Here is a 12,517-nt window from a genome sequence, read left to right as displayed (position 1 = left end):
CCCGAGGCAATGGGGGCGTCGGAGGTGTGGCCTAGCGTGGACGCCGTGAGTGACCTGGTGATCGGCGCCGACGGGCTGCCGCGTTGCGCGTGGGGGGCGAGCACCCCCGACTACGCCGTCTATCACGACACCGAGTGGGGCCGGCCGTTGCACGGCGACGACGCGCTCTACGAGCGGATGACGCTGGAGGCGTTCCAGTCCGGGCTGTCGTGGTTGACGATCCTGCGCAAGCGGCCCGCGTTCCGGCTGGCCTTCGACGAGTTCCGCATCCCGACCGTGGCCGGCTACGGCGACGCTGACGTGACCCGGCTGCTCGCCGACGCCGGCATCGTGCGCAACCGGGCCAAGATCGAGGCGGCGATCGCCAACGCTCGGGCCGCCGCCGAGCTGCCCGAGGGCCTCTCCGCGCTGCTCTGGTCGTTCGCCCCGGCGCCCCGGCCGAGCCGACCGACCTCGTTCGCGCAGGTGCCGGCCATCACCCCGGAGTCCACGGCGATGGCCAAGTCGCTCAAGAAGCGCGGCTTCCGGTTCGTCGGCCCGACCACGGCCTACGCGCTGATGCAGGCCACCGGAATGGTCGACGACCATCTTGACGGCTGCCACGTCGAGCCGACCGGCACGGCGTGATGGGATGGTGGGCATGACGACCGACACCGCACACCGGGCGAACGGGACGAGCCGACCGGCCGGCACCGCCGCCTGGGCCGTCCTGCTGCCCCCCGGCCGCTACGACGCCGAGCGGCTCGTCCACCACGACACCCTGGAGCTGACCGGGCTCGGTGAGACCGGCCGTCCCCGTGCCGGCGACGAGGTGGCGGTGCTGGTCGACGAACCGCTGCGGCTGGTCGCGCTGGGGCGGGTCACCACGTCGAGCGGCGCGCATCCGGACGACCCGGAGGACCCGCAGTCCGACCGGGAGGCGGCGCTGGTCGTGGCGTACACCCGGCGGTCCTTCGACGAGCCGGTGCCGGCCGACCAGCTCGACCTCGACGGGCCGGTCACCGCGCTCGACCCGGCCGCCTACCGGGCGCTGGCCGACCGCCTCGGCCCGCCGCCGCCGCGTCGCACCTGGCTGGTCAGCCTCGACCTGCCGATCGAGGCCGACTCGCCGGCCGAGGCGGTCCGCCTGTTCTGGGCCTACGTGCAGGAGCTCGGCCCCCGCGAGCTGCCCGCGTTCGTCTCGCCCGCCGGCGACGAGTTGGCGATGCAGGCGTTCGTGCTCGGCGCCGAGGCCAACCAGGATCCGGAGGAGGACGACTGACCCCGCCCGGCCGGCCGCCGGGTCAGCGGCCCTCGAAGACGGGCCTCTGCTTGCCGACGAACGCCATCGTCGCGGCCCGGTGGTCGGTCGTGGCACCGCAGATCGCCTGCGCCTGCGCCTCGGCGGCCAGCGCGTCCGCGAGGGTGCCGGCGTCGGCGATGGAGAGCTGCCGCTTGATCGCCCCGTACGCGACGGTGGGACCGGCGGCGAGGCGGGCGGCCAGCTCCTGCGCGGCCGGCAGCACCTGCTCGTCGTCGTCCGTCAGGCGGTTCAGGAGCCCGAGCCGGCACGCCTCCTCCGCGCCCACCGGCTCGGCCAGCATGAGCAGCTCCACCGCCTTGGCGTGACCGACCAGCCGGGGCAGGGTCCACGAGGCGGCCGTGTCGGCGGCCAACCCGACCTTGGCGAACGCCATCAGGAAGCTCGTGCTCGGTCCACCGATGCGGATGTCGGCGAGGAAGGCCAGCGAGGCACCGGCGCCGGCGGCCATCCCGCGTACGGCGGCGACCACCGGCTTCGGCAGGTTGGCCAGCCGGGCGGCGATCGGGTTGTAGTGCGCCCGGACGGTCGCCAGTGGGTCGTCGGAGGCCGACTCCAGGGTCGCCACGTGCTCGCGAAGGTCCTGCCCGGCGCTGAACGACCCGCCCGCGCCGGCGAGCACCACGGCCCGGCACGTCCGGTCGCTCTCCAGCTCGGCCAGGGTGTCCCGGAGCGCCTCCTTGAGGGCCACGTCGAGCGCGTTCATCGCCTTCGGGCGGTTCAGCGTGAGCGTGACGACGGCGTCGGTCCGGTCGACGAGCAGCGGCTCGGTCACTTGTTCAACGACCCTTCTGTCGGGCGAGACGGTTGCCGGCGTCGAGGCACTGCTCGACGTACCGGTCGGCGGCCGGCCGCAGCCGCGCCGCGTGCCGGTCGAAGAAACTGGCGGCGGCGGTGCCGGGCCACCGCTCGGGGAGGAGCGCCGGGGGGAGTTGCGGATCCCGGAACAGGAACGTACGCCACGCGTGCACCAGTCGGAACCGGGCGGCGTACGCCTCCTCGTCCCCGCTGCGCACGGTCACGGCGCTCAGCAACGGGCGCTGCTCGGCGACGAAGCGTTCGTACGCCCGGCCGATCTCGGCCAGGTCCCAGGCCCGCCGCACGACGCCCATCGCCCCCGGCGTGCCGGCGGCGTGCGCGGCGGTGAACCGCTCGTAGCGCACGCCCGCCTCGGCGAGCAGCAGATCCACGTCCTCACCGGGGCGGGTGGCCACCCAGGTGCACTCGTCGAGGGTGCCGTAACCCAGGAAGCTCAGGTTGGCGGAGAGGCGCTGGCGCTCCCGGCGGGAGGTGGGGGCCTCCAGCACCAGGAGGTCGAACCGGCCGTCCCAGCTGACCCGGCCGGTGCGGTAGATCCGGGCGGCGGCCTCGTCCAGACGCCGTGCCGCCTTGGGTGTGATCGAATATCCCGGGCCTGACGCCAGCCGCAGCGGGTCGAGCCAGCCCTGGCGGACCATCCGGGAGACCGCGGTGCGCACGGCCGGCGGGGCGATGCCGAGCGGTGCCAGGAGTTTGACCAGGGCGGCGACCGGTGCGCGGCCACCCCGGGGTCGGAGGTGGTCGCCGTACAGGTCGAAGAGTGCCGACCGTGCCTGCATGACCGCACATTGTGACAGGCCTTCTCAAGATAAGCTAGATGCTGTTACATCAATGGTGCTTCGGTTTGGGTCCGGCGGTGTTCATCAGGGAAAATCGTTGGTCGACACCCCGCGGCGGTTGCGGGTGGTCGTGACGAAGTGGCTGTGGGGCAACCCACCGACCCTGGTGTAGGTCTGAGGGGAGACAACATGGCGGCGATGAAGCCGCGGACGGGCGACGGTCCGCTGGAAGTCACCAAGGAGGGCCGGGGCATCGTCATGCGAGTCCCGCTGGAGGGCGGTGGCCGGCTCGTCGTCGAGATGACTCCGGACGAGGCCAACGCGCTCGGTGACGCGCTGAAGGCGGCCGCCGGCTGATCTGGACCGGTGCGGGCGGCACGGGCCGCCCCGACGGTTCGTCATACCCTGAGCCACCGGCCGCTGCCGGTGGCTCAGGGCTTCACCGGCGCGGAGCACCGGGAGCGTCCCGGCTCCGCGAAACCCTTTCCTGGAGGTACGGTCCCGCGTGCTCGCGATCCGGCTGGTAACCGAGCCCGAGCGGCTCGACACGCTCGTCCTGCCCGTCCGACCGGCCGCGACGGAGGCGGGCGACGACGCCCCGGCCGTGCCGTTGGCCGCCGCGGTGACGCTCCCCGACGGGGTCGCCGACGAGGCCACCGCGCTGGCCCCGGCGGCCCGGCTCACCGGCCGCGCCGGCGAGACCCGCACCCATCTGCGCCCGGGTCGTACGCCGGGTGTCCTGGTCCTGGCCGGGATCGGCGCCGGCGCCGAAGCGGACTGGCGGCGGGCCGGTGCCGCGTTGGCGCGTACCGCCGCCGATGAGACGCACATCACCATCGCGCTCCCGGTGGACGTGTCCACGGCGGCCGTCCGAGGGCTCACCGAAGGGCTGCTGCTCGCCTCCTACCGCTTCCGGCTGACCGAGGCCGGCCCGGCGCCCGCGCTCACCGGTGTCGACCTGCTCGTGGCCGACCCGGGCGCCCACCACGGCGTGGTCGAGACGGCGCGGACCACCGCCCGGTTGACGCGTTGGGCCCGCGACCTGACCAACACGCCCTCCTCGGTCAAGAACCCGGAGTGGTTCGCCGAGCAGGTGGCCGAGCAGGCCGCCGGCGTGCCCGACCTGCACCTGCGCGTACGCGAGCCCGCCGCCCTGGCCGCCGAGGGCTTCGGCGGGATCCTCGCCGTCGGCGGCGGATCGGCCAGCGGCCCCCGCCTGGTCGAGCTCGACTGGCACCCGGCCGGCGCGACCACGCACGTGGTGCTGGTCGGCAAGGGCATCACCTTCGACACCGGCGGCATCTCGATCAAGCCGGTGCCGGCGATGAAGCTCATGCGCAAGGACATGGCGGGCGCCGCGGCAGTGGTCGGCGCCGCCCTCGGCGCGGCGGCTCTGCGGCTGCCGGTCCGCGTCACCACGCTCGCCCCGCTCGCCGAGAACATGGTCAGCGGGTCGGCGTTCCGCCCCGGCGACATCGTCCGGCACTACGGCGGGGTGACCAGCGAGACCACCAACTCCGACGCCGAGGGGCGGCTGGTGCTGGCCGACGCCCTCGCCTACGCCGCGCAGGAACTCCAGCCGGACCTGCTGGTCGACCTGGCGACGCTGACCGGCGCGAACGCGGTGGCCCTCGGCAAGCGCACGGGCGCCCTCTACAGCGAGAACGACCAACTCGCCGCCGACCTGCTGGCGGCCGTCGAGGCAGCCGGCGAGTCGGCCTGGCGGATGCCGCTGCCCGCGGACTACGTCGAGCACCTGGGCAGCGACCTGGCCGACCTCTACAGCGCCCCGGCCCAGGGCGCCGGGTCCGTGGTCGCCGCGCTCTACCTGCGCGAGTTCACCGGCGAGCTGCGGGACCGCTGGGTCCACGTGGACATGTCCGCGCCGTCGTGGGCCGAGGGCGACGACGCCGAGCTCACCAGGGGCGCGACCGGCTGGGGCGTACGGTCCCTGCTGCGCTGGCTGGCCACCCTGGGCTGAACGGCCGACGGTGCCCGACCCCGGCGGACCCGTGGTCCGCCGGGGCGGCTCAGCACTTGACGGCGGCGAGCAGCCCCTGCCCGACCGGGAGCAGCGCCGGGATCCAGTGCTCCGACTCCCGGATAGCCTTGATCGTCTCCCGGACGGTCACCGTCTCCGCGTCCCGGGCCGCCGGGTCGCCGATCCGGCCGCCGGCCAGCGCGCCGTTGAGCACGAGCACCCCGCCGGGGCGCAGCAGCCGCAGCGCGGCTTCCACGCAGGCGTGGAAGCCGGTCGCCTCGGCGTCGACGAAGACCAGGTCGTACGCTCCGTCGGCGAGCCGCGGAAGCACGTCGAGCGCCCGGCCGGTGATGATCCGGGTCCGGCCCGCCGCGAAGCCCGCCTCGGCGAAGATCCGTCGGGCGATCCGCTGGTGCTCCACCTCGACGTCGATGGTGGTGAGTACGCCGTCGGCGCGCATGCCGCGCAGCAGCCACACCCCGCTGACGCCGGTGCCGGTGCCGATCTCCACGACGGCACGGGCGTTGCCGGCGGCGGCGAGCAGCCGCAGCGCGGCACCCGAGCCCGGCGTCACCGCGTCGAGGCCCACCTCGCGGGCCAGACTGCGGGCGGTGCGCAGGACGAGGTCCTCGGCGGCGTACTGCTCGGCGAAGTGCAGGGCCGGGCTCGTCGAACTGCCGGAACCGGCGACCGTGGCGATGGGGCACCTCCGGGCGGCGCGTGGTGCGAGGGGTGGGTTGGCGCTATGAGCCTAGAGGCGGCGTGTCGGCGGCGCAGCCGCGCGTCCGTCCACTGGATCACGCGGGCGGCAACCGCTGACCCGAACCCGGACATCCGTGCAATCCTGGAAGCGGTGTCCCGCCAGTCGCGGCCCGGGCGGAGCTGTCGCCGGGCCGTGCGGCGCGGGATCCGGGGGACGGACTGGGAGGCACCGACGTGACCGACGGCTGGGACTGGCGCCGGCCCGGTGATGCCGCGACTCCGGCGGGCACGCCGGGGCCGGGCACGGCACCGGTAACGGGCGCGCCGGGCAGCGCCGGGGGCGGTGCCGTCTCGCCCTGGTGGTCCGACGCGTTGGCCGACCCGTGGCGGGACCCGGCGGCGCCGGCCGCTGTCGTCGTACCCGCGGCGGTCGACGCCGGCACGCAGCCCGAGCCGGTCAGCGACCCGGACGCACCCGGCCGGCCGGTACTCCGACACCTGGTGCTGATACCGCTGGTCACGGCGTTGCTCGCGGGCGCGCTGGGCGGGGCGCTCGGCTACGCGTTCGCCGTCCGCGGCGGCGTCGGTTCCACCACCGTGCTGGGCGCCGACCCCGGCCAGGCGCCCGGGCTGGCCCAACGCAAGCCGGAGTCGTTGGCCGGTGTCGCCGAACGGGTCCTGCCCAGCGTGGTGACGGTCCGGGTCAGCAGCCTCGGCGGCACGAGCGAGGGCTCCGGTTTCATCGTCAGCTCCGACGGGCATGTGATCACGAACGACCACGTGGTGGCCGGCGGCACCGGCAAGGCGTCGGTGATCTTCAACGACGGCACCTCCGCGCCCGCCACCCTGGTCGGCCAGGACCCGGAGTCCGACATCGCCGTGATCAAGGTCGACCGGACCGGGCTGCGGCCGGTGGAGTTCGGCGACTCCGACGCGCTCGCCGTCGGCGACCCGGTCCTGGCGATCGGCTCGCCGCTGTCGCTGGCCAACACGGTCACCGCCGGCATCGTGAGCGCCCTGGACCGGACGATGCAGGCCGGTGAGCCCGGCGGCCCGGTCCGCTACTACGCGGCGATCCAGACCGACGCGGCGGTCAACCACGGCAACTCCGGCGGGCCACTGGTCGACGGTGCCGGCCGCGTGGTCGGGGTGAACTCGACGATCAAGTCGCTGGTGTCGGAGGGGCAGGAGGCGGGCAACATCGGCTTGGCCTTCGCCATCCCGATCAACCAGGCCAAGCGGGTGACCCAGGACATCATCGGCACCGGCAAGGCCCGGCGTACGGTCATCGGCGCGCAGGTCGGCGGCCCGGGGGCGGGCGTGGCCGGCGGCGGCGTACGCCTCGCGGCGGTCGAGCCGTCCGGGCCGGCCGCCGACGCGGGGCTGCGGGCCGGCGACGTGATCCTGCGGCTGAACGGCCGGCCGATGAGCGAACCGAGCGACCTCATCGCCCTCGTCCGCAAGTTCGCGCCCGGCTCGGTGGTCACCGTCGAGTACCGCAGGGGATCGAGCCGACAGAATGCCTCGGTGACCCTCGCGGCCGATGCGAAGTGACGACCTCGTCACCCCCTCCCCGGCGCGCCCTCCTCGTGCGTAGTCTTGCCACGGATGCCGAGAGGAGGCCCGCCGGATGTTCGAGAACCTGAACTGGTGGGAGATCGGTGCGCTGCTGCTCCTGGCGCTGCTGATCTTCGGTGACCGGCTGCCCGCGGTCATCAACGACGGACTGCGCCTGGTGCGCAACCTGCGCAACATGGCCCGCAACGCCACCGGCGACCTGAGTCGTGAGCTCGGCACCGACATCCAGCTGGAAGACCTGCACCCCAAGGCGTTCATCCGCAAGCACCTGCTCAGCGAGGAGGACGAGCAGGCGATCCGGAAGCCCTTGCAGGGCGTCTACGACAACCTCCGCGCGGACGTCACCGGCGTGCACAACGACCTGAAGGACGTGGCCGCGGCGGCCGACCTGCGGTCGGGAAGCCGCTCCACGACCGCCACCGGGGGCGCTCCCGCGCCCGCGCCCCGCACCAGCTACGACGACGCCACCTGACCGCGCGCCCGGTCCGGCCGCGCCGGGGCGGCGCGGCCGGGGTTGGCGGGGGTCAGCGACCGGCGGGCTTGAGACCGAGGGGCTTGCCGAGCAGCGACTCGCGCCGGACGGCGAGACGGTCCGCGATCCCACCCAGCGCCTGCGCGGCCGGCGACTCGGGCTCGGCCAGCACGATCGGGCTCCCGGCGTCGCCGGCCTCGCGTACCCGGGTGTCGAGCGGGATCTGACCGAGCAGCGGCACCTGGGCGCCGATGGTCCGGCTCAGCGACTCGGCCACCGTCTCGCCACCGCCGGCACCGAAGATCTCCATGCGGGAGCCGTCGGGCAGTTCGAGCCAGGACATGTTCTCGATCACACCGACCACGCGCTGGTGGGTCTGCAGCGCGATGGCGCCGGCCCGCTCGGCCACCTCGGCCGCGGCGGCCTGCGGGGTGGTCACCACCAGGATCTCCGAGTTGGGCAGCAGCTGCGCCAGCGAGATGGCCACGTCACCGGTGCCCGGGGGCAGGTCGAGCAGGAGCACGTCCAGGTCGCCCCAGTAGACGTCGGCGAGGAACTGCTGCAGCGCCCGGTGCAGCATCGGCCCGCGCCACACCACGGCGGCGTTGCCGGCGGTGAACATGCCGATCGAGATGACCTTCACGCCGTGCGACTGCGGCGGCATGATCATGTCCTCGACCCGGGTCGGCCGACCGTCGGCGCCGAGCATCCGGGGCACCGAGTGGCCGTAGATGTCTGCGTCGACCACGCCGACGGAGAGCCCCCGGGCGGCCAGGGCCGCGGCCAGGTTGACCGTCACGCTGGACTTGCCGACGCCGCCCTTGCCGCTGGCCACCGCGTACACGCGGGTGCGGGAGCCGGGCTGGGCGAACGGGATGACCGGCTCGGCGGAGGCGGTGCCGCCGCGCAGCGTCGCCTGCAGCGACTGGCGCTGCTCAGGGCTCATCACCCCGAACTCGATCTCCACACCGGTGACGCCGGGAACCGCGCCGACGGCTGCGGTGATGTCCGCCCGCAGCTTGTCCTTCAGCGGGCAGCCCGCGACGGTGAGCAGCAGCTCGACCCGTACCACGCCGTCCGCGCCGACCACGGCGGACCGGACCATGCCCAGCTCGGTGATGGGCCGGCGGATCTCCGGGTCGTTGACGGTGGCCAGGGCGGCCTGGATCGCGTCCTCGACGGTGCTGACGGGTGCTGACATGACGGCAATGCTACGTCGGCGGTGATCCGCCTCCTCGTTCACCGGGGGTGGTGTGAGCGAATCGATGGCCGCGGGTGGCCCGTTCAGCGAGGGCTGGACGGCCACCCGACGAAGTGGGACGATCGAGACGAACGCCGCTCGCCTGGCCCCTTGAGGCGCGCGGCGTTCACAGCGTTCCGGCTTCCCGGCCGAGGTCGCTGTCCACCTCGTCCCGGGGCTCGTCCAGGCCCTCGCCGCCTGACCGCGTCGGGCGGTCCTGCTTGTCCTGCTGGCGCCGTTCGAGCCGCTGCCGGCGCTGGCCCGCCTCGTCCAACTCCTCGGCCAGCCGGGCCAGCTCGGTGCGGAGGAAGTCCCGGGTGGCGACCTCGCCCATCGCGATCCGCAGCGCGGCGATCTCCCGCGCCAGGTACTCGGTGTCCGCCTTCTGCGCGGTCGCCCGTCGCCGGTCTTCCTCCAGCGCCACCCGGTCTCGGTCGGCCTGCCGGTTCTGTGCCAGCAGGATCAGCGGCGCGGCGTAGCTGGCCTGCAACGACAGCACCAGCGTGAGGAAGGTGAAGGTGTACGGGTCGAAGCGCAGCGACGGCGGCGCGAGCGTGTTCCAGCCGAACCAGATCCCGATCACCAGCGTCATGTAGACGATGAAGTTCGCGGTGCCCATGCTCCGCGCGATCCCCTCCGACCAGCGGCCGAAGGCCTCCGGGTCGAAGCGGGGCAGCTTGACGCCCCGGGCGTCCCGTGGCTGGTCCAGCCGCTGCGCCCGCCGCTGCTCAGCCATCGGTGCCGTCCAACGTCTCCTCGACGACCTCCGGGGCGGCGACCGCGTCCCGGTCCCGCCAGTCCCGGGGCAGCGAGTGGTCCAGCACGTCGTCCACGGTCACCGCGCCGACCAGGCGGTTGTTCCGGTCGATCACGGGCATGGCGACCAGGTCGTACGTGGCCATCCGGCGGGTGATCTCGGGCAGCGGGGTGGTCGGCCGGAGGGGGTCGATGTCGTTGACCACGACACCGCCGAGCAGGTCGGCCGGCGGCTCCCGCAGCAGCCGTTGGAAGTGGACCATCCCCAGGTAGCGGCCGGTGGGTGTGGTCATCGGTGCCCTGGCGACGAAGACCTGCGCGGCCACCGCCGGCGAGAGCTGCGGCTCGCGGATGCGGGCGAGCGCCTCGGCGACGGTCGCGTCCGGCGGCAGGATCACCGGTTCGGAGGTCATGACGCTGCCCGCCGTTCCCGGCGTGTACTTGAGCAGCTGCCGCACCGGGTCGGCCTCGTCCGGCTGCATCAGGTCGAGCAGCACGTCCTGCTCCGGCGGGGGAAGCTCGCTGAGCAGGTCGGCGGCGTCGTCCGGGTCCATCTCCTCCAGGATGTCGGCGGCCCGCTCCCGGTCCAGCGCGGCGAGGATCTCCACCTGGTCGTGCTCGGGCAGCTCGCTGAGCACGTCCGCCAGCCGCTCGTCGTCCAGCGCCGCGGCGAGCTCGTTGCGCCGGGCGTCCGGCAGGTCCTGCAACGCGTTGGCCAGGTCGGCGGGGCGCATGTCCTCCAGCACCGCGAGAAGGTTGGCGGTGCCCCGGTCGGCGGCGATGCCGCTCAGCCCGCGTACCCGATCCCAGTCGACCTCGTGCAGGTGGCCACGGCGGGTGAGTCGGCCGGTCTGCTCGCGGACCGCGACCCGCGTCAGCGACCACTCGCCGCCCCGGCTGCACTCCATCGCCACGTCCACCACCGTGCCGGCCCGGCCGGTCGCGTCGACCTGCACCCGCCGGTCGAGCAGTTCCTGGAGCACTAGCAGCTCGTTGGGGCGCTTCTCGAAGCGGCGCAGGTTGAGCGTGCCGGTGCCGAGCACGACCGCGTCGGCGTCGATCGAGGTGATCCGGTTGATCGAGAGAAAGATGCGCCGGCGCGGCGGCATCTCCGCGACCAGCCCGACCACCTCGGGCGGGCGTTGCGTCGGACGCTGCCGCGCCACGGCGTCGCGGACCCGGCCCACCTGGTCGCCGTTCGGGTCGAAGACAGCGACTCCGGCGAGACGGGCGATGTAGACCCGGGTCGGGGTACTCACGGCCACCAGCCTAAGCGCCTAGTGTTTATCAGCATGTCGACCTTGGCCTACGAGATCGTGGACGTCTTCACCGATCGCCCGTTCGCCGGCAACCCGCTGGCGGTGGTCTTCGGGGCGGAAGCAGTGGCCACCGATCAGATGCAGGCGCTCGCGCTGGAGTTCAACCTCTCCGAGACGGTGTTCGTGCTGTCGCCCACCCAGGTCGGCGCCACCTACCGGGCCCGGATCTTCACCCCGGTGACGGAGTTGCCGTTCGCCGGCCATCCCAGCGTCGGGGCCGCGGTCACCGCGAGCCGCCGGGGCCTGTTCGCGGCGGGACGGGTCCTGCAGGAGTGCGGTGCGGGGGTGCTGCCCGTCGAGGTCACCCCGACCGGGGCCACGCTGACCGGCGGCGGCCCGACGCTCGGCCCCGAGCTGGACCCGGAGCCGCTGCTGGAGATCGCGGGTCTCACCTCGGCCGACCACGTCGGCCCGGCGCCGCGGGTGGCCGGGTGCGGGCTGGAGTTCCCGTACCTACCGGTCCGTCCCGACGCGGTGGCCCGGGCACGGCCGAACGCGGCGGCGGCACAGCGGTACGGGGTGGAGCACGTCAGCGTCTTCTCCTGGAACGCCGAGACGCAAACCGCGCACGCCCGGGTCTTCGTCCCGGGGCTCGGCATACCGGAGGACCCGGCGACCGGCTCCGCGGCGCTGGGTCTCGGCGTCTGGCTGGTGGCGAGCGGCCTGCTGCCCGGTGACGCCCGATCCACGTACACCGTGCGGCAGGGCATCGAGATCAACCGACCGTCCTCGCTGGCCTGCACGGTGACGGCGGCGAGCGGTGCGGCGGTGGGCGCAACCGTGTCCGGGCAGGTCGTCCCGGTGGCCCGGGGCGAGATCATGGTCCCGCCGTTCCTCGGCTGACCGGGACCGGTCGGGACGCACCGCAGACGGGACCGGGCCCGGTGGGAGAGGATGCCGTCGTGACGGACGAGGACGGGCGGGCCAGCACGCCCCTGGTCGACGAGGTGATCAAGAAGGCCGCGGTGGCCTGGGTGAGCGCGTCGGGCGGCCCCGCGGTCGCGCTGTGGTGCGCGACCCTGGACGGGACGGTGCTCGTGGTCAGCGGCCCGGGGGAGCAGGCCGCCCCGGGGCTCGCCGACGCGACCCGGGCCGAGGTCACCATGCGCGGCGACCACGGCGGGGCGATCGTGACCTGGCCGGCGCAGGTCAGCCGGGTGCTACCGGGCACCGAGGAGTGGGACACGTTGGCGCCGCTGGTCGCGGCGAAGCGGCTGAACGCGCCCGGGCCGAGCGCCGACCTGGTGCGGCGGTGGGCCGACGAGGGCTGCGCGCTGAACCGGCTCACCCCGGCTGGCGAGCCGCTCGCCGGCGACGCCCTGCCGTCCGACTCGCGAGCCGAGCCGCCGCGGGAGACACCGGCGGTGCGGGCGGCGCGCAAACCGTTCCGGTTGCACCGGGTGCGCCGTCGCTGACCGGCAGCGCGTCGACGGTCGGGCCGGCGTCGACCAGGTCGAGCACCTCGTGCAGCGAGCCGAGCACCGGGCCGGTCCAGTCCAGGTCGGCGTTGAAGACCATGTGCTCGGCCAGGTCGGGCGCGGCCAGCCGGGCGGCGCCCAACCCGGCCCGCT

Annotated in this window: 14 protein-coding genes; 8 read left to right on the top strand and 6 right to left on the bottom strand. The window is 74.2% G+C overall.

Going from position 1 to position 12,517, the window contains the following annotated elements:
* The first annotated feature begins 45 nt into the window (after nt 1-45).
* Complete coding sequence (locus ACIBTV_RS26330) at nt 46-627, top strand: DNA-3-methyladenine glycosylase I (protein ID WP_396709109.1); 582 nt, start codon at nt 46-48, stop codon at nt 625-627.
* 13 nt (nt 628-640) lie between these two features.
* Nucleotides 641-1,261, top strand: a complete 621-nt coding sequence (locus ACIBTV_RS26325; protein WP_396709108.1) for a hypothetical protein — start codon at nt 641-643, stop codon at nt 1,259-1,261.
* A 22-nt stretch (nt 1,262-1,283) separates the two neighbouring features.
* Here ACIBTV_RS26325 and ACIBTV_RS26320 read toward each other — a convergent pair whose 3' ends face one another.
* Both ACIBTV_RS26320 and ACIBTV_RS26315 read right to left on the bottom strand, forming a co-directional pair.
* Nucleotides 1,284-2,075: an enoyl-CoA hydratase-related protein gene (locus ACIBTV_RS26320; protein ID WP_396709107.1), complete on the bottom strand. Its 792-nt coding sequence runs from the start codon at nt 2,073-2,075 to the stop codon at nt 1,284-1,286.
* A gap of 4 nt (nt 2,076-2,079) precedes the next feature.
* On the bottom strand, nt 2,080-2,898 hold the full coding sequence (locus ACIBTV_RS26315; protein ID WP_091592633.1) for a PaaX family transcriptional regulator C-terminal domain-containing protein: 819 nt from the start codon (nt 2,896-2,898) through the stop codon (nt 2,080-2,082).
* 189 nt (nt 2,899-3,087) lie between these two features.
* Here ACIBTV_RS26315 and ACIBTV_RS26310 point away from each other — a divergent pair, with 189 nt between their 5' ends.
* Together ACIBTV_RS26310 and ACIBTV_RS26305 are read left to right on the top strand one after the other, a co-directional pair.
* Nucleotides 3,088-3,255: a DUF3117 domain-containing protein gene (locus tag ACIBTV_RS26310; protein WP_007455245.1), complete on the top strand. Its 168-nt coding sequence runs from the start codon at nt 3,088-3,090 to the stop codon at nt 3,253-3,255.
* A 148-nt stretch (nt 3,256-3,403) separates the two neighbouring features.
* Nucleotides 3,404-4,879 carry a leucyl aminopeptidase family protein gene (locus tag ACIBTV_RS26305; RefSeq protein WP_396709105.1) on the top strand — a complete coding sequence of 492 codons (1,476 nt, stop codon included), beginning with the start codon at nt 3,404-3,406 and terminating at the stop codon, nt 4,877-4,879.
* A 49-nt stretch (nt 4,880-4,928) separates the two neighbouring features.
* Here ACIBTV_RS26305 and ACIBTV_RS26300 read toward each other — a convergent pair whose 3' ends face one another.
* Nucleotides 4,929-5,537 (bottom strand): O-methyltransferase, encoded by a 609-nt coding sequence (locus ACIBTV_RS26300; protein ID WP_396709191.1) that lies wholly within the window; start codon nt 5,535-5,537, stop codon nt 4,929-4,931.
* 263 nt (nt 5,538-5,800) lie between these two features.
* Between ACIBTV_RS26300 and ACIBTV_RS26295 the strand changes: the two genes are divergently transcribed.
* Nucleotides 5,801-7,135: a S1C family serine protease gene (locus ACIBTV_RS26295; protein WP_396709189.1), complete on the top strand. Its 1,335-nt coding sequence runs from the start codon at nt 5,801-5,803 to the stop codon at nt 7,133-7,135.
* Nucleotides 7,136-7,211: 76 nt separating this feature from the next.
* Nucleotides 7,212-7,631, top strand: coding sequence for a preprotein translocase subunit TatB (locus ACIBTV_RS26290; protein WP_396709103.1), 420 nt, complete (start codon nt 7,212-7,214; stop codon nt 7,629-7,631).
* 52 nt (nt 7,632-7,683) lie between these two features.
* Here ACIBTV_RS26290 and ACIBTV_RS26285 read toward each other — a convergent pair whose 3' ends face one another.
* The 3 genes from ACIBTV_RS26285 to ACIBTV_RS26275 all read right to left on the bottom strand — a co-directional run bounded on the left by ACIBTV_RS26285 (nt 7,684) and on the right by ACIBTV_RS26275 (nt 10,886).
* On the bottom strand, nt 7,684-8,832 hold the full coding sequence (locus tag ACIBTV_RS26285) for an Mrp/NBP35 family ATP-binding protein (RefSeq protein WP_396709102.1): 1,149 nt from the start codon (nt 8,830-8,832) through the stop codon (nt 7,684-7,686).
* Nucleotides 8,833-8,998: 166 nt separating this feature from the next.
* Nucleotides 8,999-9,607: a DUF1003 domain-containing protein gene (locus ACIBTV_RS26280; RefSeq protein WP_396709100.1), complete on the bottom strand. Its 609-nt coding sequence runs from the start codon at nt 9,605-9,607 to the stop codon at nt 8,999-9,001.
* Nucleotides 9,600-10,886: a magnesium transporter MgtE N-terminal domain-containing protein gene (locus ACIBTV_RS26275; RefSeq protein WP_396709098.1), complete on the bottom strand. Its 1,287-nt coding sequence runs from the start codon at nt 10,884-10,886 to the stop codon at nt 9,600-9,602. Before ACIBTV_RS26275 ends, ACIBTV_RS26280 begins: the two co-directional genes overlap by 8 nt.
* Before the next feature lie 33 nt (nt 10,887-10,919).
* Here ACIBTV_RS26275 and ACIBTV_RS26270 point away from each other — a divergent pair, with 33 nt between their 5' ends.
* Both ACIBTV_RS26270 and ACIBTV_RS26265 read left to right on the top strand, forming a co-directional pair.
* A complete protein-coding gene (locus ACIBTV_RS26270; RefSeq protein WP_396709096.1) occupies nt 10,920-11,789 on the top strand; it encodes a PhzF family phenazine biosynthesis protein in 870 nt (289 codons plus the stop codon).
* A 59-nt stretch (nt 11,790-11,848) separates the two neighbouring features.
* A complete protein-coding gene (locus tag ACIBTV_RS26265) occupies nt 11,849-12,361 on the top strand; it encodes a hypothetical protein (protein ID WP_396709094.1) in 513 nt (170 codons plus the stop codon).
* Nucleotides 12,362-12,517: the final 156 nt, after the last annotated feature.

This window comes from Micromonospora sp. NPDC049366, from assembly GCF_044466625.1.
Lineage (GTDB): Bacteria > Actinomycetota > Actinomycetes > Mycobacteriales > Micromonosporaceae > Micromonospora.
The sequence above is the reverse complement of the archived record's forward strand: the minus strand, read 5'-3'. Positions and strand labels throughout refer to the sequence as shown.